Origin of the sequence: Jeongeupia sp. USM3 (assembly GCF_001808185.1) — a bacterium.
Lineage (GTDB): Bacteria > Pseudomonadota > Gammaproteobacteria > Burkholderiales > Chitinibacteraceae > Jeongeupia.
Window position 1 is genome coordinate 178,780 of record NZ_CP017668.1, and the last position, 26,559, is coordinate 205,338.

At 63.8% G+C, this 26,559-nt stretch carries 26 protein-coding genes; 17 read left to right on the forward strand and 9 right to left on the reverse strand.

Annotated features, from left to right (window positions below; genetic code table 11):
* Positions 1-125 precede the first annotated feature (125 nt).
* Positions 126-2,126 carry an N-acetylglucosamine-specific PTS transporter subunit IIBC gene (gene nagE / locus BJP62_RS00860; RefSeq protein WP_083300619.1) on the forward strand — a complete coding sequence of 667 codons (2,001 nt, stop codon included), beginning with the start codon at positions 126-128 and terminating at the stop codon, positions 2,124-2,126.
* A 147-nt stretch (positions 2,127-2,273) separates the two neighbouring features.
* Here the strand turns inward: nagE and BJP62_RS00865 are convergent, their stop codons facing one another.
* Positions 2,274-3,254 carry a malate dehydrogenase gene (locus BJP62_RS00865; protein WP_070525587.1) on the reverse strand — a complete coding sequence of 327 codons (981 nt, stop codon included), beginning with the start codon at positions 3,252-3,254 and terminating at the stop codon, positions 2,274-2,276.
* A gap of 237 nt (positions 3,255-3,491) precedes the next feature.
* Between BJP62_RS00865 and BJP62_RS00870 the strand changes: the two genes are divergently transcribed.
* From BJP62_RS00870 to sucD, 12 genes are all read left to right on the forward strand, one after another.
* Complete coding sequence (locus BJP62_RS00870) at positions 3,492-4,217, forward strand: GntR family transcriptional regulator (RefSeq protein WP_070525589.1); 726 nt, start codon at positions 3,492-3,494, stop codon at positions 4,215-4,217.
* 149 nt (positions 4,218-4,366) lie between these two features.
* Entirely contained in the window at positions 4,367-4,741 is a 375-nt protein-coding gene (gene sdhC / locus BJP62_RS00875; RefSeq protein WP_070525591.1) for a succinate dehydrogenase, cytochrome b556 subunit, read from the forward strand.
* Positions 4,735-5,082, forward strand: coding sequence for a succinate dehydrogenase, hydrophobic membrane anchor protein (gene sdhD, locus BJP62_RS00880; RefSeq protein ID WP_070525593.1), 348 nt, complete (start codon positions 4,735-4,737; stop codon positions 5,080-5,082). The genes sdhC and sdhD overlap by 7 nt, the downstream gene beginning before the upstream one ends.
* Complete coding sequence (gene sdhA / locus BJP62_RS00885) at positions 5,082-6,854, forward strand: succinate dehydrogenase flavoprotein subunit (protein ID WP_070525595.1); 1,773 nt, start codon at positions 5,082-5,084, stop codon at positions 6,852-6,854. The genes sdhD and sdhA overlap by 1 nt, the downstream gene beginning before the upstream one ends.
* A 13-nt stretch (positions 6,855-6,867) precedes the next feature.
* The gene (locus BJP62_RS00890; protein WP_070525598.1) at positions 6,868-7,578 is read left to right on the forward strand and encodes a succinate dehydrogenase iron-sulfur subunit; all 711 of its coding nucleotides are present in this window, start codon (positions 6,868-6,870) and stop codon (positions 7,576-7,578) included.
* Between the two features lie 34 nt (positions 7,579-7,612).
* Entirely contained in the window at positions 7,613-7,858 is a 246-nt protein-coding gene (locus tag BJP62_RS00895; RefSeq protein WP_070525600.1) for a succinate dehydrogenase assembly factor 2, read from the forward strand.
* A 43-nt stretch (positions 7,859-7,901) separates the two neighbouring features.
* Positions 7,902-9,188 (forward strand): citrate synthase, encoded by a 1,287-nt coding sequence (gene gltA / locus BJP62_RS00900; protein WP_070525602.1) that lies wholly within the window; start codon positions 7,902-7,904, stop codon positions 9,186-9,188.
* Between the two features lie 97 nt (positions 9,189-9,285).
* Positions 9,286-12,099 carry a 2-oxoglutarate dehydrogenase E1 component gene (locus BJP62_RS00905; RefSeq protein ID WP_070525604.1) on the forward strand — a complete coding sequence of 938 codons (2,814 nt, stop codon included), beginning with the start codon at positions 9,286-9,288 and terminating at the stop codon, positions 12,097-12,099.
* Between the two features lie 87 nt (positions 12,100-12,186).
* Entirely contained in the window at positions 12,187-13,410 is a 1,224-nt protein-coding gene (gene odhB, locus BJP62_RS00910; protein WP_070525605.1) for a 2-oxoglutarate dehydrogenase complex dihydrolipoyllysine-residue succinyltransferase, read from the forward strand.
* A 68-nt stretch (positions 13,411-13,478) separates the two neighbouring features.
* Entirely contained in the window at positions 13,479-14,912 is a 1,434-nt protein-coding gene (lpdA, locus tag BJP62_RS00915; protein WP_070525606.1) for a dihydrolipoyl dehydrogenase, read from the forward strand.
* 58 nt (positions 14,913-14,970) lie between these two features.
* Positions 14,971-16,134, forward strand: a complete 1,164-nt coding sequence (sucC, locus tag BJP62_RS00920; RefSeq protein WP_070525609.1) for an ADP-forming succinate--CoA ligase subunit beta — start codon at positions 14,971-14,973, stop codon at positions 16,132-16,134.
* A gap of 29 nt (positions 16,135-16,163) precedes the next feature.
* Positions 16,164-17,048, forward strand: a complete 885-nt coding sequence (gene sucD, locus BJP62_RS00925; RefSeq protein ID WP_070525611.1) for a succinate--CoA ligase subunit alpha — start codon at positions 16,164-16,166, stop codon at positions 17,046-17,048.
* A gap of 252 nt (positions 17,049-17,300) precedes the next feature.
* On the opposite strand, the gene BJP62_RS00930 is transcribed toward sucD, so the two are convergent.
* The 3 genes from BJP62_RS00930 to BJP62_RS00940 all read right to left on the reverse strand — a co-directional run bounded on the left by BJP62_RS00930 (position 17,301) and on the right by BJP62_RS00940 (position 19,802).
* Complete coding sequence (locus BJP62_RS00930; protein ID WP_070525613.1) at positions 17,301-18,050, reverse strand: M48 family metallopeptidase; 750 nt, start codon at positions 18,048-18,050, stop codon at positions 17,301-17,303.
* 126 nt (positions 18,051-18,176) lie between these two features.
* A complete protein-coding gene (locus tag BJP62_RS00935) occupies positions 18,177-18,659 on the reverse strand; it encodes a DNA-deoxyinosine glycosylase (protein WP_070525615.1) in 483 nt (160 codons plus the stop codon).
* A gap of 246 nt (positions 18,660-18,905) precedes the next feature.
* Positions 18,906-19,802: a LysR family transcriptional regulator gene (locus BJP62_RS00940; protein WP_070525617.1), complete on the reverse strand. Its 897-nt coding sequence runs from the start codon at positions 19,800-19,802 to the stop codon at positions 18,906-18,908.
* A 107-nt stretch (positions 19,803-19,909) separates the two neighbouring features.
* On the opposite strand from BJP62_RS00940, the gene BJP62_RS00945 reads away from it, so the two are divergent.
* Positions 19,910-20,911 (forward strand): DMT family transporter, encoded by a 1,002-nt coding sequence (locus tag BJP62_RS00945; protein WP_070525619.1) that lies wholly within the window; start codon positions 19,910-19,912, stop codon positions 20,909-20,911.
* Here BJP62_RS00945 and BJP62_RS00950 read toward each other — a convergent pair.
* From BJP62_RS00950 to BJP62_RS00960, 3 genes are all read right to left on the reverse strand, one after another.
* Entirely contained in the window at positions 20,817-22,613 is a 1,797-nt protein-coding gene (locus BJP62_RS00950; RefSeq protein WP_070532114.1) for a methyl-accepting chemotaxis protein, read from the reverse strand. The genes BJP62_RS00945 and BJP62_RS00950 overlap by 95 nt on opposite strands.
* 114 nt (positions 22,614-22,727) lie before the next feature.
* Entirely contained in the window at positions 22,728-23,141 is a 414-nt protein-coding gene (locus BJP62_RS00955) for a hypothetical protein (RefSeq protein ID WP_070525621.1), read from the reverse strand.
* Positions 23,138-23,575, reverse strand: a complete 438-nt coding sequence (locus BJP62_RS00960) for a thioesterase family protein (protein ID WP_070525623.1) — start codon at positions 23,573-23,575, stop codon at positions 23,138-23,140. Before BJP62_RS00960 ends, BJP62_RS00955 begins: the two co-directional genes overlap by 4 nt.
* Positions 23,576-23,688: 113 nt before the next feature.
* Between BJP62_RS00960 and BJP62_RS00965 the strand changes: the two genes are divergently transcribed.
* Both BJP62_RS00965 and BJP62_RS00970 read left to right on the forward strand, forming a co-directional pair.
* A complete protein-coding gene (locus tag BJP62_RS00965; protein ID WP_070525626.1) occupies positions 23,689-24,138 on the forward strand; it encodes a universal stress protein in 450 nt (149 codons plus the stop codon).
* Positions 24,135-24,989 (forward strand): radical SAM protein, encoded by an 855-nt coding sequence (locus BJP62_RS00970; RefSeq protein ID WP_070525628.1) that lies wholly within the window; start codon positions 24,135-24,137, stop codon positions 24,987-24,989. The genes BJP62_RS00965 and BJP62_RS00970 overlap by 4 nt, the downstream gene beginning before the upstream one ends.
* 37 nt (positions 24,990-25,026) lie before the next feature.
* On the opposite strand, the gene BJP62_RS00975 is transcribed toward BJP62_RS00970, so the two are convergent.
* Positions 25,027-25,347: a DNA-binding transcriptional regulator gene (locus BJP62_RS00975; RefSeq protein ID WP_070525630.1), complete on the reverse strand. Its 321-nt coding sequence runs from the start codon at positions 25,345-25,347 to the stop codon at positions 25,027-25,029.
* 179 nt (positions 25,348-25,526) lie between these two features.
* Here BJP62_RS00975 and BJP62_RS00980 point away from each other — a divergent pair, with 179 nt between their 5' ends.
* The gene (locus BJP62_RS00980; RefSeq protein WP_205700943.1) at positions 25,527-26,279 is read left to right on the forward strand and encodes a ferritin-like domain-containing protein; all 753 of its coding nucleotides are present in this window, start codon (positions 25,527-25,529) and stop codon (positions 26,277-26,279) included.
* On the opposite strand, the gene BJP62_RS00985 is transcribed toward BJP62_RS00980, so the two are convergent.
* Entirely contained in the window at positions 26,280-26,558 is a 279-nt protein-coding gene (locus BJP62_RS00985; protein ID WP_070525634.1) for a barstar family protein, read from the reverse strand.
* Position 26,559 lies beyond the last annotated feature (1 nt).

Below are 26,559 nucleotides of genomic sequence, written 5' to 3' on the forward strand. Positions count from 1 at the left end.
AGGAAGGAGTCGATCCGAGTCGTCGCCATTGCAGTAGGTGGCCCGTGTGCCGGCAGTTGCGGCGTGCAGGTATCTAGCAGGGTCACTGGGTGGCGTCCTGCATGAACGAAAAAAGGGGGTAGGGTGTGAACGTTCTAGGATATTTACAAAAAATCGGCCGCGCGCTGATGGTGCCGGTGGCGACGCTGCCGGCAGCCGCGATCCTGATGGGTATCGGCTACTGGCTGGACCCGAACGGTTGGGGTAGCAACAGCGCGCTGGCCGCGTTCCTGATCAAGGCGGGCGCCGCGATCATCGACAACATGGCGATCCTGTTTGCCGTCGGTGTCGCCTACGGCATGTCCAAGGACAAGGATGGCGCCGCGGCGCTGACCGGCCTGGTCGGCTTCTACGTACTGACCACCCTGCTGTCGCCGGGTGCGGTGGCCATGATTCAGGGCATCGATCCGAAAGAAGTGCCGGCCGCGTTCGGCAAGATCAACAACCAGTTCATCGGTATCCTGACCGGCGTGATCTCGGCGGAGCTGTACAACCGCTTCAGCCACGTCGAGCTGCACAAGGCGCTGGCGTTCTTCAGCGGCAAGCGTCTGGTTCCGATCCTGACGTCGTTCGTGATGATCTTCGTCGCCTTCGTGCTGATGTTCGCATGGCCGGTGATCTACAACGGCCTGGTCCACTTCGGTGAAACCATCCAGGGCATGGGCAGTCTCGGCGCCGGTATCTATGCATTCTTCAACCGCCTGCTGATCCCGGTCGGTCTGCACCACGCGCTGAACTCGGTGTTCTGGTTCGACGTCGCCGGCATCAACGACATCCCGAACTTCCTCGGCGGCGCCAAGTCGATCGCCGAAGGCAAGGCCGTGCTCGGCATTACCGGCCGCTATCAGGCTGGTTTCTTCCCGATCATGATGTTCGGCCTGCCGGGTGCTGCGCTGGCGATCTATCACGCTGCCAAGCCGGCCAACAAGGCGCGCGTGGCTTCGCTGATGATTGCTGCCGCATTCGCCGCGTTCTTCACCGGCGTGACCGAGCCGCTTGAGTTCTCGTTCATGTTCGTCGCTCCGCCGCTGTATCTGCTGCACGCGTTCCTGACCGGCGTATCGGTTTATATCGCCGCCAGCATGCAGTGGATCGCCGGCTTCGGCTTCAGTGCCGGTCTGGTCGACATGGTGCTGTCGTCACGCAACCCGCTGGCGCAGCAGTGGTACATGCTGATCGTCCAGGGTATCGCGTTCTTCGTGATCTACTACGTGACCTTCCGTGCCGCGATCGGTGCCTTCAACCTGAAGACCCCGGGCCGTGAAGACGACGAAGAAGGTGACGACGCTGCCGCTGCTGCTGCGCCGGTCGCATCGGACAACGCGTCGCTGGCTGCCGGTTACCTGCAGGCCATCGGTGGCAATGCCAACCTGACGTCGATCGATGCATGCATTACCCGTCTGCGTCTGGGCGTGAAGGATTCGGCGCTGGTCGACGAAGCCGCTGCCAAGCGTCTCGGCGCTTCGGGTGTGGTTCGCCTGAACAAGGAGAACGTCCAGATCATCATCGGTCCGAAGGCCGAACTGGTGGCTGACGTGATGCGTGGTCTCAAGGGGGGCGTGGCTGCACCGGCTCCGGTCGCTGCGCCGGTGCCGGCTCCTGCCGCCGCACCCAAGGCTGCTGCGGGTGATCTGGTGCTGGTTGCGCCGATTTCGGGCGAGATCGTGGCGCTCGAAGAAGTGCCGGATCCGGCATTTGCCAGCAAGGCTGTTGGCGAAGGCGTGGCGATCCGCCCGACCGGCAAGCTTGTCGTGTCGCCGGTCGCGGGGACCATCGTCAAGATCTTCAACAGCAACCATGCGTTTGCGCTGCTGGCGGACAACGGTGCCGAACTGATCGTCCACGTCGGTGTCGATACCGTGAAACTCGGCGGTCAGGGCTTCAAGCGCCTGGCCGAGCAGGGCGCACGCGTCAATGCGGGTGATCCGGTGCTCGAACTCGATCTGGCTTACCTCGAGCAGAACGCCCAGTCGGTGATCAGCCCGGTGATCGTCAGCAACATCGACCAGTTCGCGGGTGTTGCCAATGTGGCGACCGGTTCGGTCGTTGCGGGCCAGACGAAGCTGTACACGCTGAAAGCCAAGTAAGCGCTTGTCGCCACCTTCGGGTGGCGCAATAAAAAACCCCGGTTCAGGCCGGGGTTTTTTATTGCGCGCGGTTTGCGTTGTTGCCGGTGGGGCAGGAGCCGGGCACAAAAAAACGGGCCGCAAGGCCCGTTTTCATGGTGAGGCGGATCAGCCCAGCAGGTGCTTGATCGCGTCGCGCTCTTCCGACAGCTCCTTCGCGGTCGCATCCATGCGGGCGCGGCTGAATTCGCTGATTTCCAGACCTTCGACGATGGTGTACTTGCCGTCCTTGCAGGTTACCGGGTAGCCGTAGATCAGGTCGCTGTAACCGTATTCGCCGTTCGCCGGAACGCCCATGGTGACCCAGTCGCCTTCCGGCGTGCCGAGCACCCAGTTGCGGATGTGGTCGATGGCGGCGTTGGCGGCCGAAGCGGCCGACGACAGGCCGCGTGCCTTGATGATGGCGGCGCCGCGCTGTTGCACGGTCGGGATGAACTCGCTTTCGAGCCATTTCTGGTCGTTGATCAGGCTGGCGGCGTTCTGGCCCTTCACTTCGGCGTGGAAGATGTCCGGGTACTGGGTGGCCGAGTGGTTGCCCCAGATGATCATCTTCTTGACGTCGGTGACGGCGTTGCCGGTCTTCTGGCCGATCTGCGTCAGTGCGCGGTTGTGGTCCAGACGCATCATCGCGGTGAAGTTGGCCGGGTTCAGGTCCGGCGCGTTCTTCATGGCGATGTAGGCATTGGTGTTGGCCGGGTTGCCGACCACGAGCACCTTGACGTCACGGCTGGCGACTTCGTTCAGCGCGCGGCCCTGGGTGGTGAAGATTGCGCCGTTGGCTTCGAGCAGGTCCTTGCGTTCCATGCCCGGGCCGCGCGGACGGGCGCCGACCAGCAGGGCGATGTCGGCATCCTTGAAGGCGACCTTCGGGTCGTCGCTCTGGATGATGCCTTGCAGCAACGGGAATGCGCAGTCGTCCAGTTCCATGACGACGCCGTTCAGCGCCGGCAGGCTGGGGGTGATGTCCAGCAGTTGCAGGATGACCGGCTGGTCCGGGCCGAGCATGGCGCCGGAAGCAATGCGGAACAGCAGGCTGTAGCCGATCTGGCCGGCTGCGCCGGTAACGGCGACGCGTACGGGTTTTTTCATTGGTTCACTCCGAAACTCGGCGGTTGTCCGCCGTCAACGACTACGGCAATGCGTCACAAATCGGCATCGCGCGTATTGAAAGAGATATGCCTTTAGCCGAAGCAGTCTATCACGCGATCCCAGTCCGTGTGCAGGCTGTGGCGTGCCGGTCGGCGAAAACACATCTATCTTTTGTCTTATATAAGACTGTAGTAGACTCCGGTCCGACAACATGATAAAAAGCCAATCCAGATGCCCATGCGCAAGCTCACTGTTCAACCCCTCTATCGGCAGGTCATGCGGGAGGTGCTGGTCTCGATCGAGGCGGGCGCCTGGCGCGAGGACGAGCCGCTGCCCAGCGAGGTGGAGCTCGGGGTGCGCTTCGGCGTCAGTCAGGGGACGGTTCGCAAGGCGCTGGATGCGCTGGTCGCCGAAGGCTTGCTGTACCGCCGTCAGGGTGTCGGTACGTTTGTCGAGGGGGCGAACGATTTTCTGGCTCGCGGCCGCTTTACCGGCTTGACCGGTGACGATGCGCAGGTGCCGAAGTTCGAGTTGCTCGGCTGCGTCAAGATCCACGCCGGCGAGCAGCTGGCCGAGATACTCGGCCTGCGCCGCGGTGCGGCGCTGTGGCAGGTGAGAAGGCATGTACGGGTTGCCGGCGAGCTGGTCGGCATCGAGGAGATGCTGCTGCCGGAGGCGAATTTTCCCGAGCTGGACGTGCGGCGGATCCGCGAGCTCAAGGGTAATGTGCGCGAGCTGTGCTGGCGGGATTTCGGGGTGAGGCTGAAGGATGCCGAGGTACGCTACAAGGCGTTGCCGGCATCGCAGGCCGAGGCAAGATTGTTGCAGTGCGAGCTCAACGAACCCTTGCTGCAGGTGGTGCGTCTGGCGCGGGATTTCGAAGGGCGGCCGCAGATGTGGAGCGTGGCCTGGATGAAGACCGAGCAGTGGGCATTCGAGCCGCCGGTGCTGATGCAGGGCTGATGGCGGGCGAGGTCGGGAAAGCCGCAGTGTGCTGCCCGGCGAGGTTTGACAGAATGTGGCCTGAACGCCGCCGGGACGGTGGCGGCAGGCTGGCAAGGCGCTGGCGAGTGGGTCGCCGGTGCCGATCATCAAGGAGAGGATAAGCGCGTATGAACAAAACACGCCCCAAGCACTTGGCGCTGTGGCAGATCAGGTTCCCCCTGCCTGCCATCGTGTCGGGTCTGCACCGGATCAGTGGCGCCCTGCTGGTGCTGGCGATTCCCTTTGTGTTGTACGCGCTGGAAGGCTCGCTGTCGTCCGCTGAGCGTTTTGACGCGTTCCGCGCCTGTATCGGCCATCCGGTCGTCAAGCTCGGCCTGCTGGTCGTGCTGTGGGGTCTGCTGCACCACGCCTGTGCCGGCACCCGTTTCCTGTTGATGGATATCCACAAGGGTATCGATCTGCCGACCGCGCGCCTGAGCGCGAAGCTCGTCATGGCGGTCAGCCTGGTTCTTACTGTCGTGATCGGGGTGGTGGCATGGTAAATCGCAAGGTTGTCGGTGCGCACTACGGTCTGCGCGACTGGCTGGTTCAGCGCGTGACCGCCGTGATCATGCTGGTCTACGGCATCGGTGTCGCCGCTTTCGTCCTGTTCGCCTCGGGTGCGTCGTTCGAAGCCTGGCAGGCGCTGTTCGCCTGTACCTGGGTCAAGGTGCTGACCACCGTGACCATCGTCGCGGTGCTGTGGCACGCCTGGGTCGGTACCCGCGACATCTGGATGGATTACGCCTATCACACCGGCGTGCGTCTGACGCTGCATGTGCTGACGATCCTCTGGCTCGTCGCCAGCTTTGTTTACTCGGTTAAAGTCGTGTGGGGTGCGTAATGTCGGTTCCGGTTCGTAAATTCGATGCAGTGATCGTCGGCGCCGGCGGTGCCGGTCTGCGCGCAGCACTGCAGCTGTCCGAAGCCGGCCTGAAGACCGCCGTGCTCTCCAAGGTGTTTCCGACCCGCTCGCACACGGTGGCGGCGCAGGGTGGCGTGTCGGCATCGCTCGGCAACTCCGAGCCCGACCACTGGCACTGGCACATGTACGACACCGTCAAGGGTTCCGACTGGCTCGGCGACCAGGATGCGATCGAGTTCATGTGCCGCGAAGCGCCGAACGTCGTCGTCGAGCTCGAGCACTTCGGCATGCCGTTCGACCGCAACGCCGACGGCACGATCTACCAGCGTCCGTTCGGCGGCCACATGAGCAACTTCGGCGAAAAGCCGGTCCGCCGCGCCTGTGCCGCCGCCGACCGTACCGGCCACGCCATGCTGCACGCGCTGTACCAGCGCAACGTGCGCGCCAATACGCAGTTCTTTGTCGAATGGATGGCGCTGGACCTCGTTCGTGACGAGCAGGGCAACGTCCAGGGCGTCGTCGCCATGGAAATGGAAACGTCGGACGTCTACGTGTTCCAGGCCAAGGCGACGCTGTTCGCCACCGGCGGCGCCGGCCGCATCTTCGCGTCGTCGACCAATGCCTTCATCAATACCGGTGACGGCCTCGGCATGGCGGCACGCGCCGGCATTCCGCTCGAAGACATGGAATTCTGGCAGTTCCACCCGACCGGCGTCGCCGGTGCCGGCGTGCTGATCACCGAAGGCGTACGCGGCGAGGGTGGTATCCTGCGCAACTCGGCCGGCGAGCGCTTCATGGAGCGTTACGCGCCGAACGCCAAGGATCTGGCGTCGCGCGACGTCGTATCGCGCGCCATGGTCACCGAGATCAACGAAGGTCGCGGTTGCGGTCCGAACAAGGACCACGTGCTGCTCGACATCACCCACCTGGACCCGGAAGTCATCAAGTCCAAGCTGCCGGGCATCCGCGAGATCTCGATCAAGTTCGCCAACGTCGACCCGATCAAGGCGCCGATTCCGGTCGTGCCGACCTGCCACTACCAGATGGGCGGCATTCCGACCAACTACAAGGGCGAGGTGATCGTCGACGAGAAGCCGGTGACCGGTTTCTACGCCGCCGGCGAAGTCGCCTGCGCGTCGGTGCACGGCGCCAACCGCCTCGGCACCAACTCGCTGCTCGACCTGCTGGTATTCGGCAAGAGCTCGGGCAACTCGATGATCGACTACATCAAGACCGCGCCGAAGGATCTGCCGGCGCTGGCGATGGCCGACGTCGAACGTTCGCTGGCCCGCGTCGAGCGTCTGAACCAGCAGAGCAACGGTACGCAGGTCAACGACGCCCGTGCCGCAATGCAGGCCACCATGCAGAAACACTGCGGCGTGTTCCGCTTCAAGGACATGCTTGCCGAAGGCGTGGCGAAGATTCTGGAAGTCGAAAAGCTGGTCAAGACCATCGAGATTGCCGACAAGTCCAAGACCTTCAATACCGCGCGCCTCGAAGCGCTGGAGCTCGAGAACCTGATCGAAGTCGCCAAGGCGACGATGATCTCGGCCGATGCCCGCACCGAATCGCGCGGCGCCCACGTCCGCGACGACGCCGAGGACACGCCGGAGCGCCCGAACGGCCGTGACGACGAAAACTGGCTCAAGCACACGCTGTGGCATCGCGACGGCAACCAGCTCAAGTACAAGCCGGTGACGATGAAGCCGCTGTCGGTCGATACGATCGCCCTGAAGACCCGCTCCTACTGAGGGGAATGCATCAATGACTACCCGTACCGTCAAATTCAGCATCTACCGCTTCGATCCGGAAAAGGACGCGAAGCCGTACATGAAGGACTACACCGTCGAACTCGATTCGACCGACCGCAAGCTGCTCGACGCGCTGGTCAAGCTCAAGGTCGTCGACGATGCGATCTCGTTCCGCCGCTCGTGCCGCGAAGGCGTCTGCGGCTCGGACGCGATGAACATCAACGGCAAGAACGGCCTGGCCTGCGTGACCGACATCGACACGCTCAAGCAGCCGATCCAGATCCGTCCGCTGCCGGGCCTGCCGGTGGTGCGCGACCTGATCGTCGACATGACGCAGTTCTTCAAGCAGTACCACTCGATCAAGCCGTACGTGATCAACGACACGCCGGCGCCGGATCGCGAGCGTCTGCAGTCGCCGGAAGACCGCGAGGAGCTGAACGGCCTGTACGAGTGCATCCTGTGCGCGTGCTGCTCGACGTCCTGTCCTTCGTTCTGGTGGAACCCGGACAAGTTCGTCGGCCCGGCCGGCCTGCTCGCCGCCTATCGCTTCATTGCGGATACCCGCGATACGGCGACCAACGAGCGTCTGGATAATCTGGAAGACCCGTACCGGCTGTTCCGCTGCCACTCGATCATGAACTGCGTCGACGTCTGCCCGAAGGAACTCAATCCGACCAAGGCGATCGGCAAGATCAAGGATCTGATGGTCAAGCGCATCGCCTGATCACGGATCGGTCGACGACAAGGGGAAGTGAGGCATGGAAGAAGTAGAGCTGAAACGCATCCTGTGGCGCTCGCGCCGCGGCCTGCTGGAGCTGGACCTGCAGCTGGAGCGTTTCGTTGCCGATGTGCTGCCGACGCTGTCGGACGCCGAACTGGCGCTCTATGGCGATGTCCTGCTGCTTCCCGACCAGGATTTCCTGGCCTACGTGAACGGTGCGGTCGCATGTCCCGACGCGCGACTCGTGCCGATGATCGAGCGCATCCGCGCAGCACAACGATAACGGTGGCGGGCTCGATCCCGCACCCAACCTGGAGCCTATAGAGATGGAAAACAAGGTCACCCTGACTTACAAGAATGGTGAGCAGTCGATCGATCTGCCGGTGCTGCCGGCAACGCTCGGTCCGAGTGTGGTCGACATCCGTGCCTTTTCGAAGACCGGCATGTTCACCTTCGACCCGGGCTTCCTCGCCACGTCGGCGTGCGAATCGCAGATCACCTACATCGACGGTGACCTTGGCCAACTCTATTACCGCGGCTACCCGATCGAGCAACTGGCCGAGCACTCGGACTACCTCGAATCGTGCTACCTGCTGATCTACGGCGAACTGCCGACCAAATCGCAGAAGGACGATTTCGTCCGCGTCGTCACCAAGCACACCATGGTGCACGACCAGATGACCCGTTTCTTCCAGGGTTTCCGCCGTGACGCGCACCCGATGGCGATGATGGTCGGCGTGGTCGGCGCGCTGTCGGCGTTCTACCAGGACAGCCTCGACATCGCCGATCCGGAACACCGCCGTGTCGCGATCTACCGGCTGATCTCGAAGATCCCGACGATCGCCGCGATGTGCTACCGCTACAACCAGGGCTTGCCGTTCGAGTACCCGCGCAACGACCTCGGCTACACCGCCAACTTCCTGCACATGATGTTCTCGACGCCGTGCGAGCCGTACGAGCCGAACCCCGTGCTGGTGAAGGCGCTCGACCGCATCCTGATCCTGCACGCCGACCACGAGCAGAACGCGTCGACCTCGACCGTGCGTCTGGCCGGCTCGTCGGGTGCCAACCCGTTCGCATGCATCGCCGCCGGCATCGCCTGCCTGTGGGGCCCGTCGCATGGCGGCGCCAACGAAGCCGTGCTGAAGATGCTCGACGAGATCGGCTCGGTCGAGAACGTCCCGGCGTTCATGGAAGGCGTGAAGAACAAGACCCACAAGCTGATGGGCTTCGGTCACCGCGTCTACAAGAACATGGACCCGCGCGCAGCGATCATGAAAGAGACCTGCGACGAAGTGCTGAAGGAACTCGGCCTCGAGAACGATCCGAAGTTCAAGCTGGCGATGGCACTGGAAAAGATCGCGCTGGAAGACCCGTACTTCATCGAGCGCAAGCTGTACCCGAACGTCGACTTCTACTCGGGCATCGTGCTGACCGCGCTGGGCATTCCGGTGTCGATGTTCACGGTGATCTTCGCGCTGGCCCGTACCGTTGGCTGGATCAGCCACTGGAACGAAATGATTTCGGACCCGGCAATGAAGATCGGCCGTCCGCGCCAGCTGTACACCGGCTCGCCGCGTCGCGACTACGTAGATATCAAAAATCGCGGTTAACCGCGTGGATGCGCCGCCTCTCGAGGGCGGCGCAATACCATAGCAGCCGGGCAACAAGACCCGCTGCGTCTGGCTAGATAGACAGGACAGAACCACAATGATGACCGAGTATCAGGTTAGTTCTCACCTCTTCGGCGGGAATGCACCGTTTATCGAGGAACTGTACGAACAGTACCTCGCCGATCCGACGTCGGTGGACGGCAAATGGCGCGAGTATTTCGACCGGCTGCAGCAGACGGCCGGTGCGATCGAGCGCGATGTGCCGCGTGCGCCGATCGAGGAATCGTTCCGCCAGATGGCCCGCAAGCCGCGTATCGTCGCCGCTGCGGGTGCCGCCGACGAGAAGGCGGTGCGCCAGCAGATCAACCTGCTGCGGCTGATCTCCGCCTACCGCGTACTCGGCAGCCGCAACGCAGCGCTCGATCCGCTGCGCCGGATGGACCAGGCCTACGTGCCCGAGCTCGATCCGAAGCATCACGGCTTCTCGGATGCCGACCAGGCCAAGGTCTTCGGCACCAACATCGCCGGCATGGAAAAGGCTTCGCTCGCCGAGGTGCTGTCCTTCCTGAAGCAGACGTACTGCGGCAGCATCGGCCTCGAGTACATGCACATCACCCGCTCGGACGAGAAGCACTGGGTTCAGCAATGGTTCGAGTCGCGCCGTTCGACCTCGCAGTACAACGCCAGCCAGAAGAAACGCATCCTCAAGCAGGTCACCGCGGCGGAAACGCTCGAGCAGTACCTGCACAAGAAGTACGTCGGCCAGAAGCGCTTCTCGCTCGAAGGCGGCGATTCGCTGATTCCGGCGATGGACTACCTGACCCAGCTGTCCGGTGCGACCGGCGTGCAGGAAATCGTCATCGGCATGGCCCACCGCGGCCGCCTGAACATGCTGGTGAACATCCTTGGCAAGCAGCCGCGCGACCTGTTCAGCGAGTTCGAAGGCCGTTACACCACGCAGCTCGCCTCGGGCGACGTGAAGTACCACATGGGCTTCTCGAGCGACATTCCGACCGCCCACGGCCCGGTGCACCTGAGCCTCGCGTTCAACCCGTCGCACCTTGAAATCGTCAACCCGGTGGTGGTCGGTTCGGTCCGCGCGCGCCAGCAGCGCCGCAACGACAAGACCGGCGACCAGGTGCTGCCGGTGCTGATCCACGGCGACTCGGCCTTCATCGGCCTGGGCACCAACCAGGGCACGTTCAACCTGTCGCAGACGCGCGGTTACGGTACCGGCGGTACCGTGCACATCGTCGTCAACAACCAGGTCGGCTTCACGACCTCGGACGTGCGCGACAACCGTTCGACCCTGTACTGTACCGACATCGCCAAGATGGTCGAAGCGCCGGTCTTCCACGTCAACGGCGACGATCCGGAGGCCGTGTGCCTCGTGGTCGAAGCGGCGATGGCGTTCCGCAAGACCTTCCGCAAGGACGTGGTCATCGACATCGTCTGCTTCCGTCGCTGGGGCCACAACGAGGCCGACGATCCCTTCGTCACCCAGCCGATGATGTACAAGAAGATCGGCCAGCACCCGGGCGTACGCAAGAAGTACGCCGACCGTCTCGTGGCCGAAGGCGTCGTTTCCGAAGCCGAAGCCAGCGAAATGATCGACGCCTACCGCGCGGCACTGGATCGCGGCGAGCACGTCGAACAGACCACGCTGACCGACTACAAGCGCAACTTCGCGATCGACTTCGGCAAGTACATGGGCAACCACTGGCGCCACCCGGTCGATACCGCGGTGCGTCTGGGCGGCCTGCAGCGTCTGGCCGAGAAGTTCAACGCGGTGCCGGAAAACTTCAAGCTGCGCGCCAACGTGGAGAAGATCCTCAAGGAACGCGGTGAAATGGTCGCCGGCAACGCGCCGGTCGACTTCGGCATGGCCGAGTCGCTCGCCTATGCCACGCTGGTGACCGAAGGCTACGCGGTGCGGATTTCGGGTGAAGACTCGGGCCGCGGCACCTTCAACCACCGCCACGCCGTCGTGCACGACCAGAACCGCGAGAAATGGGACCAGGGCGCCTACATTCCGCTGCAGCACCTGTCGGACAGCCAGGCGCACTTCACCGTCATCGACTCGATCCTGAACGAGGAGGCGGTGCTGGCGTTCGAATACGGCTACGCCTCGTCGGCGCCGGAAGAGCTGGTGATCTGGGAAGCGCAGTTCGGTGACTTCGCCAACGGCGCGCAGGTCGTGATCGACCAGTTCATCACCTCGGGCGAAACCAAGTGGGGCCGCCTGTGCGGCCTGACGATGATGCTGCCGCACGGCTACGACGGCCAGGGCCCGGAACACAGCTCGGCCCGCGTCGAGCGCTACCTGCAGATGTGCGCCGAGCACAACGTCCAGGTCGTGCAGCCGTCCGAAGCCAGCCAGATCTTCCACGTGCTGCGCCGGCAGATGCTGCGCCCGGTCCGCAAGCCCCTGATCATCATCATGAGCAAGCGGCTGCTGAAGGCGAAGTTTGCCGCCAGCCCGATCGAGCAGTTCAGCAGCGGCGCCTTCCGCAACGTGATCGGCGATACCGCCGAACTCGATGCCAAGAAGGTCAAGCGCGTCCTCGTCTGCGCCGGTCAGGTGTACTACGACCTCGCCACGGCCCGTGCCGAACGCGAGATCAAGGACATCGCCATCGTCCGCGTCGAGCAGCTGTACCCGTTCCCGACCGAAGAGCTGCAGGCCGAGTTCGAGAAGTATCCGAACGCCCGCGAAGTCGTCTGGGTCCAGGAAGAGCCGCGCAACCAGGGCGCCTGGCACCAGATCCGCCACCGCCTCGAAGGCTGCACCTCGCCGAAGCAGGAACTCAAGTTCGCAGGTCGCCCGTCGTCGGCATCGCCGGCCGTCGGCTACATGAGCAAGCACACCGCCCAGCTCAAGGCCTTCGTCGACGAAGCACTGACGCTGTAATTGCCGCGGGGCGGCGCCGCCGCCCCGAACCGCCTCAAGCCGGAACCCAAGCTGGAACCCGAGCTGGAACGAATTGGAGAAACATCAATGATCATCGAAGTCAAAGTACCGCAGTTGCCGGAATCCGTGACCGAAGCCACGCTGCTGACGTGGAAGAAGAAGGCCGGCGAAGCCGTAGCGCGCGACGAGAACCTGATCGACATCGAAACCGACAAGGTCGTGCTGGAAATCCCGGCGCCGCAAGCCGGTGTGCTGGTGTCGATCATCAAGAACGAAGGCGACACCGTCGGCAGCGACGAGCTGATCGCGACCATCGACACCGAGGCCAAGGTGGCCGCAGCGGCGCCGGCGGTATCGGCGCCGAGCGCAGCCATCGTCGAACAGCAGCAGCGCATCGAAGCCGCCGCGGCTTCGGCCGGCGTGCCGGCTTCGGCACTCGGTTTCGGTTCGGCCGTGATGCCGGCCGCGAAGAAGCTCGCTGCCGACACCGGCGTCGACGTGTCGAAGGTCGAAGGCACCGGTCGTGGTGGTCGCGTGCTGAAGGAAGACGTGCAGAACGCGCTGAACAAGCCGGCCGCCGCACCGGCTGCAGCGCCGGTTGCCGCCGGCGAACGCGCCGAGCAGCGCGTGCCGATGAGCCGCCTGCGCCAGCGCGTGGCCGAGCGCCTGCTCGAGTCGCAACAGACCAACGCCATCCTGACGACGTTCAACGAAGTCAACATGAAGCCGTTGATGGACCTGCGCAACAAGTACAAGGACCGCTTCGAGAAGGAACACGGCGTGAAGCTCGGCTTCATGGGTTTCTTCGTCAAGGCGGCCGTGCACGCGCTGAAGAAGTATCCGATCGTCAACGCGTCGGTCGACGGTAACGACATCGTCTACCACGGCTACTTCGACATCGGCGTTGCCGTCGGTTCGCCGCGCGGCCTCGTCGTACCGGTGATCCGCAACGCCGACCAGCTCTCGCTGGCCGACATCGAGAAGACCATCGCCGACTTCGGCAAGCGCGCGCAGGAAGGCAAGCTGGGTCTGGACGAACTCACCGGCGGTACCTACACGATCTCGAACGGCGGCACCTTCGGTTCGATGATGTCGACCCCGATCATCAACCCGCCGCAATCGGCGATCCTCGGCATGCACGCGACCAAGGAACGTGCCGTGGTCGAGAACGGCGAGATCGTCGCCCGCCCGATGATGTACCTGGCGCAGTCGTACGACCACCGGATCATCGACGGCCGCGAAGCGGTGCTGTCGCTGGTGGCGATCAAGGAAGCGATCGAAGACCCGGCCCGCCTGCTGCTGGACCTGTAATTCCGGAAATGGGCGGGGCAACCCGCCCGAACGCGCGAGCACGGCTCGCATCAGCTTAGGAAAACAACATGTCGCAACAATTCGACGTCGTCGTGATCGGTGCTGGCCCCGGCGGCTACATCGCAGCGATCCGTGCTGCGCAACTGGGTTTCAGCACCGCCTGCATCGACGAGTTCAAGAACAAGGAAGGCAATGCCAGCCTCGGCGGCACCTGCCTGAACGTCGGCTGCATTCCGTCCAAGGCGCTGCTCGAATCGTCGGAAAACTGGGAGCGCATCGAGCACAAGTTCGCCGCGCACGGCATTACCGTTGAAGGTGCGAAGTTCGACGTCGCCAAGATGCTCGAACGCAAGAATGGCATCGTCAACAAGCTGACCCAGGGCATCGGCTTCCTGTTCAAGAAGAACAAGGTCACCAGCCTGCACGGCCACGGCCGCATCCTCGGCCGCAACGGCGACCGCTGGCAGCTCGAAGTCGCCGACGGCGACAAGACCGACGTGGTCGAAGCCACCCACGTGATCATCGCTACCGGTTCGACCCCGCGCGCCTTCCCGGGCGTGCCGTTCGACAACGACCTCGTGCTCGACAACGAAGGCGCGCTGGCGATTCCGGCCGTGCCGAAGAAGCTCGGCGTGATCGGTGCCGGCGTCATCGGTCTGGAAATGGGCTCGGTCTGGAAGCGCCTCGGCGCCGACGTGACGGTGCTCGAAGCCGCACCGGGCTTCCTGCTCGCCGCCGACGAAGCGGTCGCCAAGGAAGCGCACAAGATCTTCACCAAGGATCTGGGCCTGAAGATCAACACCAGCGTGAAGATCGCCAAGGTCGAGCCGGGCAAGAAGGGCGTCAAGGTCGAGTATGCCGACAGCGAAGGCAAGGACCACAGCATCACCTTCGACAAGCTGATCGTCGCGATCGGCCGCGTGCCGAACACCTGGAACCTCGCTGCCGACGGCGTGGGCCTGCCGGTCGACGAGCGCGGCTTCATCGTCGTCGACGGCGAATGCCGGACCAGCCTGCCGAACGTCTGGGCGATCGGTGACGTCGTCCGCGGTCCGATGCTGGCACACAAGGCGTCGGAAGAAGGTGTCGCGGTGGCCGAGCGCATCGCCGGCCAGCACCCGCACATCGACTTCAACACCGTGCCGTGGGTCATCTACACCAGCCCGGAAATGGCCTGGGTCGGCAAGACCGAACAGCAACTGAAGGCCGAGGGCGTCGACTACCGCAAGGGCCAGTTCCCGTTCGGCCCGAACGGCCGTGCGCTGGGTCTGGGCGAAGTCGCCGGCTTCTGCAAGATGCTGGCCGATGCCAAGACCGACCGCATCCTCGGCGTGCACATCATCGGTCCGTTCGCGTCCGAACTGATCGCCGAAGCCGTGGTGGCGATGGAGTTCAACGCATCGTCCGAAGACATCGCCCGTATCGTCCACGCGCACCCGTCGCTGTCCGAATCGCTGCACGAAGCGGCACTCGGCGTCGACAAGCGTGGCCTGCACAGCTGATTAACCAGCGGAACGGCGCCGACCGTTCCGTATCTTTCCTGACTGAGGAATACACGAGATGAATCTCCACGAGTATCAAGCCAAGGAACTGCTGGCCAAGTATGGCCTGCCGGTACAGAAGGGCATTCTGGCGAACAGCGCCGAAGAAGCCGCAGCCGCTTACGACACCCTCGGCGGCAAGTTCGCCGTGGTCAAGGCCCAGGTGCACGCCGGTGGCCGTGGCAAGGCCGGTGGCGTCAAGGTGGTGAAGAGCCGCGAAGAAGCCGCTGAAGTCGCCAAGACCCTGATCGGCACCAACCTGGTGACCTACCAGACCGACGCAGCCGGCCAGCCGGTGCACTCGGTGCTGGTGTGCGAAGACATGTACCCGGTGCAGCGCGAGCTGTATCTGGGCGCCGTGGTCGATCGTTCGAGCCAGCGCGTCGTGTTCATGGTGTCGACCGAAGGTGGCGTCGAGATCGAGAAGGTTGCCGAAGAAACCCCGGAAAAGATCATCAAGATCGAGATCGATCCGCTGGTCGGCGCTCAGCCGTTCCAGGGCCGCGACGCTGCGTTCGCGCTCGGCCTGCAAGGTCCGCAGATCGCCGCGTTCACCAAGCTGTTCCTCGGTGCCGCCAAGGCCTTCATCGAGAACGACTTCGCGCTGTTCGAAGTGAACCCGCTGGCGCTGCGTGAAAATGGCGAGCTGGCGTGCGTCGACGGCAAGATCAACCTCGACTCCAACGCCCTGTACCGTCACCCGGAGCTGCTGGCCCAGCGTGACAAGTCGCAGGAAAACGAGCGTGAAGTGAAGGCGTCCGAGTTCGAACTGAACTACGTCGCGCTCGAAGGCAACATCGGCTGCATGGTCAACGGCGCCGGTCTGGCGATGGCCACGATGGACATCATCAAGCTCAAGGGCGGCCAGCCGGCCAACTTCCTCGACGTTGGCGGCGGCGCAACCAAGGAACGCGTGATCGAAGCGTTCAAGCTGATCCTGGCCGACGAATCGGTCAAGGGCGTGCTGATCAACATCTTCGGCGGCATCGTCCGTTGCGACATGATCGCCGAAGCGATCATCGCCGCCGTCAAGGAAGTGAACGTGACCGTGCCGGTCGTGGTCCGTCTGGAAGGCAACAACGCCGAACTCGGCGCCAAGCTGCTCGACGAATCGGGCCTGAAGCTGACTTCGGCCCAGGGCCTGAACGACGCGGCCGAGAAGATCGTCGCCGCGCTGACCTGATCACCTGCATACGGATAAGGAATAAACCAATGAGCGTTTTGGTCAACAAAGATACGAAAGTGCTGGTGCAAGGCTTCACCGGCAAGAACGGTACCTTCCATGCCGAGCAGGCGCTGAAGGTCGGCACCAAGGTCGTCGGTGGCGTGACCCCGGGCAAGGGCGGTTCCGAGCACCTCGGCCTGCCGGTGTTCAACACCATGAAGGACGCCGTGCGCCAGACCCAGGCCGATGCATCGGTGATCTACGTGCCGGCACCGTTCGCCAAGGATTCGATCCTCGAAGCGATCGACAGCGGCGTGAAGCTGATCGTCTGCATCACCGAAGGCGTGCCGACGCTGGACATGCTGTACGTGAAGAAGGCCGTCGACGAAGCCGGCATCCGCCTGATCGGCCCGAACTGCCCCGGCATCATCACCCCGGGCGAGTGCAAGATCGGCATCATGCCGTGGCACATCCACCAGCCGGGCCGTATCGGCATCGTGTCGCGTTCGGGCACGCTGACGTACGAAGCCGTGGCGCAAACCACCGCACTGGGTCTGGGTCAGTCGACCTGCATCGGTATCGGTGGCGACCCGATCCCGGGCACCAGCCACATCGACGCGCTGAAGCTGTTCCAGGACGATCCGGATACCGACGCGATCATCATGATCGGTGAAATCGGTGGCTCGGCCGAAGAAGAAGCGGCCGAATTCGCCAAGTCCTACGTGACCAAGCCGGTTGTCGGCTATATCGCCGGCGTCACCGCGCCGAAAGGCAAGCGCATGGGCCACGCCGGTGCGATCATCTCGGGCGGCAAGGGCACGGCCGAAGAAAAGTTCGCCGCGTTCGAGCGTGCAGGCATCGCCTACACCCGCAGCCCGGCCGAACTCGGCAAGACCATGTTCGAACTGCTGAAAAGCAAGAACATGATCTGATCACGCAGAAGCGTGAAAAGAAAACGCCACCTTCGGGTGGCGTTTTTGTTGTTGCCCGGCGACGATCAGGGGGAGGCTTAGAACCTATCCGGTAGGCGAGCGAGCCAAAGCAGTTTGGCCCCCGCCCGGAGCGCAGAAACCGGAATGTACGTGTAAGTACATGAGGACGACCCGAAGGTAGCCCCCTTGCGGGGTTCGGAGCACCGGACGGGGCCAAAATGCGCAGGCGTAGCCGCCTAATGGAATAGGTTCTTACTTGCCGCTGTTGATCCGGTCCTGGATGTGCTTGGCGCGGTCGGCGGATGCCGGATGCGAACTCATGATGCTGCTGTTGCCGCCGTCGAGTTTGGCCAGCTTCTGGAAGCTCGTGACCAGCGCCTGCGGGTTGTAGCCCTTGCTTCTGAGCAGGTCGTACGAATAGTCGTCTGCCTGGCTTTCCTGCTTTTGCGAGAACTGCGCGTTGATCAGTTGCTCGGAGAGGTCGGCCAGTTGCGACTTGCTCAGCGCGCTCACCGTGGCATTGCCGACGGCACCAACCGCACCGCGCGCGGCGGCAACGCCATAGGCGACCTGCGCGGCCTTCTTGGTGTGGCCGAGCGCCACGTGGCCGATTTCGTGGCCGAGCACCGCGCGAACTTCGTCGTCACTCATCAGGTCCAGCAGCCCGCCGTAGACGCGCACGCAGCCGTTGGCCATCGCCCAAGCGTTCACGTCCTTGGTCTGGTACACCTTGAAGTCGAGCGTGGCGCCGTTGACGCTGGTCGGCAGGCCCTTCATCACATTGGCGAGCCGCTTGGCGTAAACGCTGTTCGTTGGCGCGATCTTGGACTTGGCGTCCTGTTGCTGGCACGACTGGACCGACAGCTGCTGGACGTCGGCATCGGTCAGCATCGCCGCCTGCGCGGCGGTCGCGCCCGACTGCAGCAGGGCATTGGCGTCCATCTGGGCGCAGCCGGTGAAGGCCAGTACGCTGGCGGCGATCGCGGCAAGGCGGATTTTCATTTCAGCTTCCTATCGTCAATAAATTTTGATTTGAAAGAAATTATAGAAATTTGTGACAGAAATCCATCGGGGATTTCCGAACATGCCGGTCCTTGCCGACAGCGTGCAAGGCGGTACCGGCCGCGATCAACCGAGGAAGGCGCGAAGCTGCATCCAAGCGTCGATCTTGTCCTGCACCGGCATCGTATGTGCCGGGCTGGTCGACGGCAGCGCGATGCAGTGCAACCTTGCCGGAATCAGCGTGTGGCCGAGCCGGTAGGCGGTCAGGCCGTTGAAAGCGACTGCACCCAGGTCGGGGAGGGTATCGATCAGCGCCGCCAGCGGGTTGGCCTCGATCTCGCGCAAAGCCTGATCGAGGCTGCCCCGGCGTTTTGCCGTGCCGACGACATCCCACAGGCCGATCCGGTGCGCGAGCAGGGCGGCGAGCCGGTCGTCATAAGCCATCGTGTCGAGCGCGCAGCCGGTCAAGGCCGACATGACGGGCCAGAACGCGTTGCGCGGATGGGCGTAGTACGCCTGCGCGGCGAGCGAGGCGTCGCCGGGCAGGCTGCCGAGGATCAGCAGTCGGGTGGTGGTCGAGGTGACCGGCGCAAGGCTGGTTTTCAGCATGTCGGCGTGAATACTTGGCGATCGTCGTGGTGAAATTGATGTAGTTGTGATTGATGTTTATCAGCAAAATAGACGTAATAAAGTTACGAACTCATCAGGAGCAACATCGTGCGCAAGCTGCTGGAAAAAATTGAACGCAAGGCCCAGGCAATGCTCGAACAACGGTACAGCCATCTGTTCCGTTGAACCAGTACCACACCTTCGGAAATGCCACCGCGCCCCGGTGGCATTTTTCATGGGCGGACGTCATGCGGCGAGCAACAGGCCGTCGCGACCGAGTTTTCGCGCCAGCGTGACAAAGGCCGTCGTTGCCGGCGAGCATTGCCGCTTGTCCAGTATCGCGAGGCCGATGCTGCGCCGGACCGGCGGATCGAGGGGGCGGGCGACCCAGCGTCCATCCCGGTTGGCCGGGGCAGGCAACGCCAGCTCGGCTACGACGGTGATGCCATCGCCTCGGGCAACGGTGTCCAGCGTACTGATCAGCTGCGTGCAGCGGTAGCGGACTTTGGGATCCAGGCCTGCCGACGCGAACAGCCCGCCGACGAGTTCGGCCGAACCGGCTTCGGTCAGCACGAACGGATCGTTGCATAGCGCCGCGAGCGGTACCGCCGCCAATGCGGCCAGCGGGTGGCCGGCCGGGACGACGGCAAGCAGTTGATCGTCGATCAGTGCAACGGTATCGAAGTGCTCGCTCGGCAGCACGACGAAGCCGACGTCGATCCTGCGCTCGTCCAGCCACTGTACGACCTGCCGGTCAGGGCCTTCGTCGATGTGGACTTCGATACCCGGAAAACTGCGCCGGAATTGCGCCAGCACCTGCGGCAGCAGCCGTGTCGACGCCGTCGGCCCGAACGAGCCGATACGCAGGCTGCCGGTTTTCATCCCACGGGCGTCGGCCGCTTCCTGCCGCATGGTTTCGGCCAGGCCGAGCATGGCCCGGGCGCGCTGCAGCAATACCTGCCCGATCCCGGTCGGTTCGATGTCGGTCTGGTGCCGTTGCAGCAGTTCGACGCCAAGCTCGCGCTCGAGTGCGCGCATCGCGTGCGAAACCGCCGACTGGCTGATGCCAAGCCGCATCGCCGCGGCGGTAAAGCCGCGCAGTTCGACGACCGTCGAGAAAATGTTCAGCTGCGTCAAGGTCATGGCGTTGCAGGATCATGAGTGTCTGCTCATTTTACTATGAGCATCCATGAGCTTGATGATGCGCCGTCGAGCCCGCTAGGTCGGGCTGTTCCGGATGGCTAAAAGCAATGCGTCTTTCCGATGACCGTTCCGTCTATCTGAAACTGTCCGCCGTCTCGGTCATCTGGGGCGGAACCTTCGTCGCCGGTCGTTTCCTGTCCGGCGGGGTGCCGCCGCTGCTGTCGGCCGGCATCCGCTTCCTGCTGGCCAGTGCGGTCCTGCTGGCGCTGATGCTGCTCGGGCGGCGGCTGGTGCGGCCAAGCCCCGGGCAGTGGTGCCAGCTTGCGCTGCTGGGGCTGATCGGCGTGTTCGGCTACAACGTGTGCTTTTTCTACGGGCTGCGCTACATCGACGCGTCGCGTGCGGCGCTGATCGTGGCGCTGAATCCGGTGGCGATTGCGCTGCTGGCTGCCGTGCTCCATCGCGAGAAGCCGTCGGGCTTGCGCCTGCTCGGCGTGCTGTTCTGCGTACTCGGCGCGGCGCTGGTCATTCTTGGCGGGAGCGGATCGCCGTCGCGAGCGGCGAACTGGATCGGCGATGCGCTGATCGTCGGCTGCGTGCTGGCCTGGGGCGTCTACAGCGTGTGCTCGCGACATCTGGCGGATGCCATCGGGCCGTTGCCGACGGTGAGCTTCTCGGTGTGCCTCGGTGCAGTCATGCTGACGGTGACTGCACTGCTGTCAGGGGAGGTGGGCGCGGCGTCGCTGTCCCGCATCACGCTGCCGCAGTGGGCGAGCCTCGCCTATCTCGGCGTGATCGGCTCGGCGCTTGCTTATGTCTGGTACTACGACGGCATCCGCCGGATCGGCGCCGCCCGTTCCGGCGCCTTTATTGCACTGAGTCCGCTGACCGCGGTGCTGCTCGGCGCCTTGTTGCTCGACGAGCGCCTGACGTGGCCGGTTGCAGCCGGGGGCATGCTGGCGGTGCTTGGCGTCGGGCTCAGCAACGCGCCGGTCGGCGCGCTGCGGAACGGCGTCAGCCGCGTACCAGTTCGCTGGCGTCGAAGCCCAATCGCAAGCCGCCCCAATGACGGCCGCCGACGTGGATCGGCAGGTCGAGCTCGGTCATGATCTCGCCGGTGTCGCGCACATAGGTCTGCAGCAGGAAGCGCTGGGTATTGCGCGCTGCACGCAGCCCGGCCGGGTCGTTGAAGATCCGCTTGTCACGGCTGTTGAGCAGGTCGACAGCCAGGTCGCCGGTTGCCGGTTTCGAGTACCAGCTGTTGTGGGTGGCGCCGTAACCGTTGGTGTCGGTTGCCAGCGAGAACTTGCCGCCGCTGGTTTCGCGGACCAGCGCGTCGTACAAGGGCTGGATTTCCTTCTCGAACAGGCCGTCGTAGCTGGTACGGAACTTCGGCGGATTGGTGCCCGCGACCGGCTGGTAGCGCTGGTCGAACACGTCGACGCCGCGCTGGATGAAGCCTTCGAGCTTTGCCGCGACCTGATCGCGGTAGTGGCCGGCGCGCTGGATCGCCGCGTCGAGCTCGCCCTGGCCGACGATGAAGCGGCCGATCATTTCCTGCACCTTCTCGGTGGCGGTCGACAGATCCTGCGACGACTGCGCCGAGCGCGTCATCCGCTCGTTGACCGCGAGCGAGAGCTGGTGGATTTCCGAGACGTTGGCGTTGACGGTGTTGTTGGCTTCGGTGAACTCCTCCAGCGTCGCGGCAATACCGGTCAGCGCGTCGCTGGTCGCCTCGAAGTCGCTCATCATCTTGGCAAACTGCCCGGACGCCTTGGCGACGACCTCGTGGGTCAGCTTGGCGTCGTGGGTGATCTGTACGGTCTCGGTCTGCGTTTCGGCAACCTGGCCGAGCATGCTGTCGATGTCGTGCGAGATGTTGTCGGTGGCGACGTGGACCTTCTCGGCCAGCTTGCGCACCTCGTCGGCGACGACGGCGAAGCCGCGACCGGCTTCGCCGGCACGCGCGGCCTCGATCGCGGCATTCAGCGCCAGCAGATTGGTCTGGCCCGAGATTTCCTTGATCAGGTCGACAATGGTCTTGATGCTCGCCGAGCGCTGGTTCAGCCCGTCGACCGTGCTGTTGAAGTTCTCGATCTTGGCGGTGATCGCGTTGATGCGCTCCGTCACGTCCTGCAGCTCGGCGTAGGAAGCATGGGCCAGTTCGAGATTCTGGCTGGTGGTTTCCGAAATCGCCTGCGTGCGCTGCGACACCTGGTTGATGCCGCTGGTCGTCGCGTTGCTCGCCTCGACCACGCCCTGCGCCAACTGGTCCTGCTGCTTGGTCGATGCGGCCGAGTCCTTGATGTTCTTCATCGATTTGGCGGCTTCGAGTGCAATGCCGACGGTCATCGTCTGCACGCTGGCGATGGTGTCGCGCTGACGCGCGAGAAAGCGGTTGCAGGTGCCGGCGAGCGCGCCGATCTCGTCACAGGTGATCACCGGCACGTCGACCGACAGGTCGCCCTCGCCACTGGACACCTCGGCGAATACCGTGGTGATCCGGCGGATCGGCCGGGTGATCCAGAAGTGGAAATAGCAGAACTGGATGGTGACCAGCGCCAGCATCAGCACCAGCATGCTCCAGCAGACGAGGCGCGCCGTGCCGAGTGGCTCGAGCAGGGCGCTTTGTGCGGCGGCATCGAGTTTCAGGCCGGTCGCGACGTCGGCGAGCCGGCCCTCGGCAAAATAAACCGCCAGCAGGGTCGCCAGCGGCAGCAGCGCGAACAGATACAAAAAGGCGAACTTGCGCCCCAGTGTCGGCAGCAGGCGCCGCTCCAGCGCCGTGTGGAACCCGGTGGAACCGCTCATCTTGTCGATCTCCCCAGCAATGCACGCCATCGGCGTGTCAGCATGTGACTGTGTTCTTATATTTATTTCGGCCCGGCCGGGTGGAACTTGAGCCCGCCGGGCCGGCGGCCCGGCTCAGGCAGACAGTGCGGCGTTCAGATGTTCGAGCGTCAGGTGCCAGCGCTGCAGCATGTGGCGGAACACGGCAAGCTCGACCGCGCTGAAGTCGTCGTCCGCCTTGGCGATGTCAAGTGCGATCGCCGCGACGAGGATGCGCTTCTTGGGGTCGTCAACGGTGTCGAGCAGGTCGTCGATGCGTTCGCGGTCGATCAGCTTGATCGTGCCGGCCTCGTCGGCTTCGTCGGACAGGTCGTTGCAGTAGTCGTGCACGACGTCGATAAAGCGCTTGCGGCTGATGTCGAGCACCTCATAGACACGCAGGTGTTCGAGCTGGTCGAGCTCTTCCGGATCGAAGTTGCCGTCACACATCATCTGCAGGACCAGCAGGCGCGCCATCGCCTCGGGGCTGTTGTTCGCATACTTTTTCATTTTTTCATCCTTTGTAAGTCCAGTGCTGCCAGGAATGCGTCGGGTACCGCGGTTGTTTTTCTTTTGCTGTAGTCGAAAAATGCCAGATTGGTCTTTGCTTGGGCAACCAATCTCTCGTCGGTGCGTACTTCGTAATACAGATCGAAATGCGTCCGCTCGACGTCGCACGCTGTAAGTTTGATGGTCAGATCGTCGCCGGCGAACGCTTCGCTGCGGAAAGCGACCTGCGCATCGGCCTGGATCAGGCCGGGGCGGTCCGCCGTACCGAGTTCATCGAACCCGAGGGCACGAAGGAATTGCAGCCGTGCTTCGTGCAACAGGCCGAGCAGCGCCTGGTTGCCCAGGTGGCCGCCGTAGTTCAGGTCGGTGACCCGCACCGTGAGACGGGTCTGGAAATCGACACCGTCGGGCATGTTCAGTTTCAGGCGGGGCACGGCGGAATCCGCGTAAATATTGGCGTTCCAGTGTATGCGTGGCCCTGCAGCGCCGCAACGGGTGGTAGGGGTTCTGCTAGACTGGCAGTGAGCACATCCGAGGGAGACGTACCATGTACGAACGCATTCTGGTACCGGTGGACGACAGCGAAACCAGCGCCGCGGCACTGCGTGAAGCCACCAAGGTGGCCTGCAACCAGAAGGCCAGGGTCAAGATCGTCCACGTGATCGACCTGGCCCAGTTCGCCTGGAGCGCCAACGAGTTTCTCGACGTGCCGCAGTTGCAGGAGGCGCTGCGCCGCTCGGGCCAGCGCGTGCTCGAGCAGCAGGGCGAGGTGCTCAAGAGCGCCGGCGTCGATGTCGAGTCCGAGCTGCTCGAAGCCTGGGGCGGCAATCTGGCGCGGGCGATCGTCGATGAAGCCGACAAATGGCGGGCCGAACTGATTGTCATGGGGACGCACGGCTACGGCGGCCTGACGCACATGCTGCTCGGCAGCGTGGCCGAGGGCGTGATCCATGTGACGCAGGTGCCGGTGCTGCTGGTGCGGGCCAGGGCCGCATGACCGCTGCACGGCTGCGCGTCGATGATCACGCGCGCGACGCGGCCGGGATGACCTATGTCTATCCGGTGGTTTCCCGCCGTGCCGGCGGGGTGTCGGTCGGCATCAACCTGAATCCCAACAATGCCTGCAACTGGCGCTGCGTGTATTGCCAGGTTCCGGACTTGAAGCGCGGCGGCCCGCCGCCGGTGGCGCTTGCGCAGCTCGAGGCCGAGCTGACGACGATGCTGGACGAGATCGTTCACGGCGATTTCATGCTGCGCCGGGTGCCCGAGGGCGCGCGGCGGCTCAACGACGTGGCGTTTTCCGGCAACGGCGAGCCGACGATGAGCCCGGAGTTCCCCGCCGCGGTCGAACTGGTCGGACGGGTGCTGGCACGCTTCGGACTCGCCGGCCGGATCAGGGTGGTACTGATCACCAATGGCAGCCAGCTCTACAAGCCGGCGGTGCAGGCGGCGGTCGAGGCAATGGCCGGGCTCGGCGGTGAGGTGTGGTTCAAGCTCGACCGTGCGCCGCATGACGGGTTCAGCGCGGTCAATCAGGTGCAACTCAAGGCGGCGTCGGTGCGCCTGCATCTGGCTGCGGCAGTGGCGCGCTGTTCGACCTGGCTGCAGACGTGCATGTTTGCGCTCGACGACGTCCTGCCCGACGAGGCGATGCTGAGCGCCTATCTCGACTTCCTGGCGTCGTTGCGCAGGGATGGCATTACGCTGCAGGGCGTGCTGCTCTACGGCCTGGCACGGCCGTCGATGCAGGCGGAGGCGTCAAGGCTGTCACCGGCGCCGGCGGAATGGATGCAGGCGTTGGCGGCGCGGATCGAGTCGATCGGCCTGCCGGTGAAACTCAGCCTCTGATGGGGCAAAGCCCCGCGTGCGGGGCTTCTGTATCGGCTTAGCGTGCCGCCATCTGGGCCGGCTGGGCGTGCACGGGCTCGCGATCACGCGTTGCGGCAAGGCGCAGCGTTTCGTAGAGCTCCGGCTTCATTTCCTTCAGGTACTCGAGGATCAGGAAGTCCTCGCGATGGATCTTGGCCAGGTCGACCTGCTCGATATGGACGACGCGCAGCAGCTCGCGAACCGGTCGCGGCATGTTGCGGCCGCTTTCGTAACGGGAACCGCCGCTTTGCGTCACGCCGATCTTGCTCCAGAATTCCTGTTGGTTCAGGCCCAGGCGGCGGCGCACTTCGCGCGGATTCAGTGTGGATTCTTTCATATTGGACTCCTCGGTACTGCGGCATGACGGCGAAAATCTTGACGTCATCATAAGGACGAGGGCCATTTGCAAACACGTAAGTATTTCCTGATGAAGCTGTGATTTAGTCACGCAATCTTATGTCATACACCCTTGACTTAAATCATCTCAATAAGCAACGTTTTGCCCATCGGGCGCTGATGGAGCCCGATCCACTGCGCAAAGTTGCGCAAGTCCGTGATTTCAATGGCAATTGCGATGCCGGCCCGGACAGGCCGGTCGTCGAGCGTGTCGTCGTTCCGGGGCGGCCGCTGCGACCTGAACTGGTGGCGCCGTCGGCGCTGGTCAACCGCGATGTCGCCAGCGACGAAGGGCGGGCTGCCTTGCTGCACGCGATCGCGCATATCGAGTTCAATGCGATCAACCTGGCGCTCGATGCGATCTACCGCTTCGCCGGTATGCCGGACGCCTATTACCTCGACTGGCTCCGCGTGGCGCGCGAGGAGTCACTGCATTTCACCCTGTTGAGCGAACATCTGGGCGCGCTGGGCTACGCCTACGGCGATTTCCCGGCGCACAACGGCTTGTGGGAAATGGCGGTCAAGACCGACGACGACGTGATGGCGCGGATGGCGCTGGTGCCGCGAATCCTCGAGGCGAGAGGGCTCGACGTGACGCCGGGCATCCGCGAGAAACTCAAGCAGAGTGGTGATCATCGCGCCTGCGAGATCCTCGACGTGATCCTGCGCGACGAGATCGGCCATGTGCAAATCGGCAACCGCTGGTTCCACTGGTGCTGTGCCGAGCGCGGACTCGATCCGGTGCCGACCTTTGTCCGGCTGCTGCGCGATTACGATGCGGTGATGCCGCGCGGCCGGCTCAATTATCCGGCGCGGCGCGCGGCCGGCTTCAGTGACGAAGAACTGGCGCTGATCGAATCGCTGAAGGTGTGATCAGCCGATCCTGAGCTGCAGGTCGTCGCGCTCGTCGGCGGCGTCGCGCAGCGTGGCGATCAGCGCGGCGTAGTGTTCGGCGCCGAGTTGCTCGCGTGCAGCGCTGGCGTCGGGCCAGTGCAGCGTCAACGGGCCTTCGATGTCGGTCGTCAGCAGATCGAACAGCGCGTCGAGGTTGCGACCGAAATACACCGGCAGCGGCAGTTGCCGGGCCAGTTGTTCGTAGACGTCGTCCATGCTGCGGATATCGTGCAGCAGCACGTTCTTGTGCGGGGTCATT

Bases quoted from the DNA above. Each gene is read 5' to 3' on its own strand.
- BJP62_RS00865 (WP_070525587.1), bottom strand. From the start codon at position 3,254: ATGAAAAAACCCGTACGCGTCGCCGTTACCGGCGCAGCCGGCCAGATC.
- BJP62_RS00870 (WP_070525589.1), top strand. From the start codon at position 3,492: ATGCGCAAGCTCACTGTTCAACCCCTCTATCGGCAGGTCATGCGGGAG.
- sdhC (WP_070525591.1), top strand. From the start codon at position 4,367: ATGAACAAAACACGCCCCAAGCACTTGGCGCTGTGGCAGATCAGGTTC.
- sdhD (WP_070525593.1), top strand. From the start codon at position 4,735: ATGGTAAATCGCAAGGTTGTCGGTGCGCACTACGGTCTGCGCGACTGG.
- sdhA (WP_070525595.1), top strand. From the start codon at position 5,082: ATGTCGGTTCCGGTTCGTAAATTCGATGCAGTGATCGTCGGCGCCGGC.
- BJP62_RS00890 (WP_070525598.1), top strand. From the start codon at position 6,868: ATGACTACCCGTACCGTCAAATTCAGCATCTACCGCTTCGATCCGGAA.
- BJP62_RS00895 (WP_070525600.1), top strand. From the start codon at position 7,613: ATGGAAGAAGTAGAGCTGAAACGCATCCTGTGGCGCTCGCGCCGCGGC.
- gltA (WP_070525602.1), top strand. From the start codon at position 7,902: ATGGAAAACAAGGTCACCCTGACTTACAAGAATGGTGAGCAGTCGATC.
- BJP62_RS00905 (WP_070525604.1), top strand. From the start codon at position 9,286: ATGATGACCGAGTATCAGGTTAGTTCTCACCTCTTCGGCGGGAATGCA.
- odhB (WP_070525605.1), top strand. From the start codon at position 12,187: ATGATCATCGAAGTCAAAGTACCGCAGTTGCCGGAATCCGTGACCGAA.
- lpdA (WP_070525606.1), top strand. From the start codon at position 13,479: ATGTCGCAACAATTCGACGTCGTCGTGATCGGTGCTGGCCCCGGCGGC.
- sucC (WP_070525609.1), top strand. From the start codon at position 14,971: ATGAATCTCCACGAGTATCAAGCCAAGGAACTGCTGGCCAAGTATGGC.
- sucD (WP_070525611.1), top strand. From the start codon at position 16,164: ATGAGCGTTTTGGTCAACAAAGATACGAAAGTGCTGGTGCAAGGCTTC.
- BJP62_RS00930 (WP_070525613.1), bottom strand. From the start codon at position 18,050: ATGAAAATCCGCCTTGCCGCGATCGCCGCCAGCGTACTGGCCTTCACC.
- BJP62_RS00935 (WP_070525615.1), bottom strand. From the start codon at position 18,659: ATGCTGAAAACCAGCCTTGCGCCGGTCACCTCGACCACCACCCGACTG.
- BJP62_RS00940 (WP_070525617.1), bottom strand. From the start codon at position 19,802: ATGACCTTGACGCAGCTGAACATTTTCTCGACGGTCGTCGAACTGCGC.
- BJP62_RS00945 (WP_070525619.1), top strand. From the start codon at position 19,910: ATGCGTCTTTCCGATGACCGTTCCGTCTATCTGAAACTGTCCGCCGTC.
- BJP62_RS00950 (WP_070532114.1), bottom strand. From the start codon at position 22,613: ATGAGCGGTTCCACCGGGTTCCACACGGCGCTGGAGCGGCGCCTGCTG.
- BJP62_RS00955 (WP_070525621.1), bottom strand. From the start codon at position 23,141: ATGAAAAAGTATGCGAACAACAGCCCCGAGGCGATGGCGCGCCTGCTG.
- BJP62_RS00965 (WP_070525626.1), top strand. From the start codon at position 23,689: ATGTACGAACGCATTCTGGTACCGGTGGACGACAGCGAAACCAGCGCC.
- BJP62_RS00970 (WP_070525628.1), top strand. From the start codon at position 24,135: ATGACCGCTGCACGGCTGCGCGTCGATGATCACGCGCGCGACGCGGCC.
- BJP62_RS00975 (WP_070525630.1), bottom strand. From the start codon at position 25,347: ATGAAAGAATCCACACTGAATCCGCGCGAAGTGCGCCGCCGCCTGGGC.
- BJP62_RS00980 (WP_205700943.1), top strand. From the start codon at position 25,527: ATGGAGCCCGATCCACTGCGCAAAGTTGCGCAAGTCCGTGATTTCAAT.
- BJP62_RS00985 (WP_070525634.1), bottom strand. From the start codon at position 26,558: ATGACCCCGCACAAGAACGTGCTGCTGCACGATATCCGCAGCATGGAC.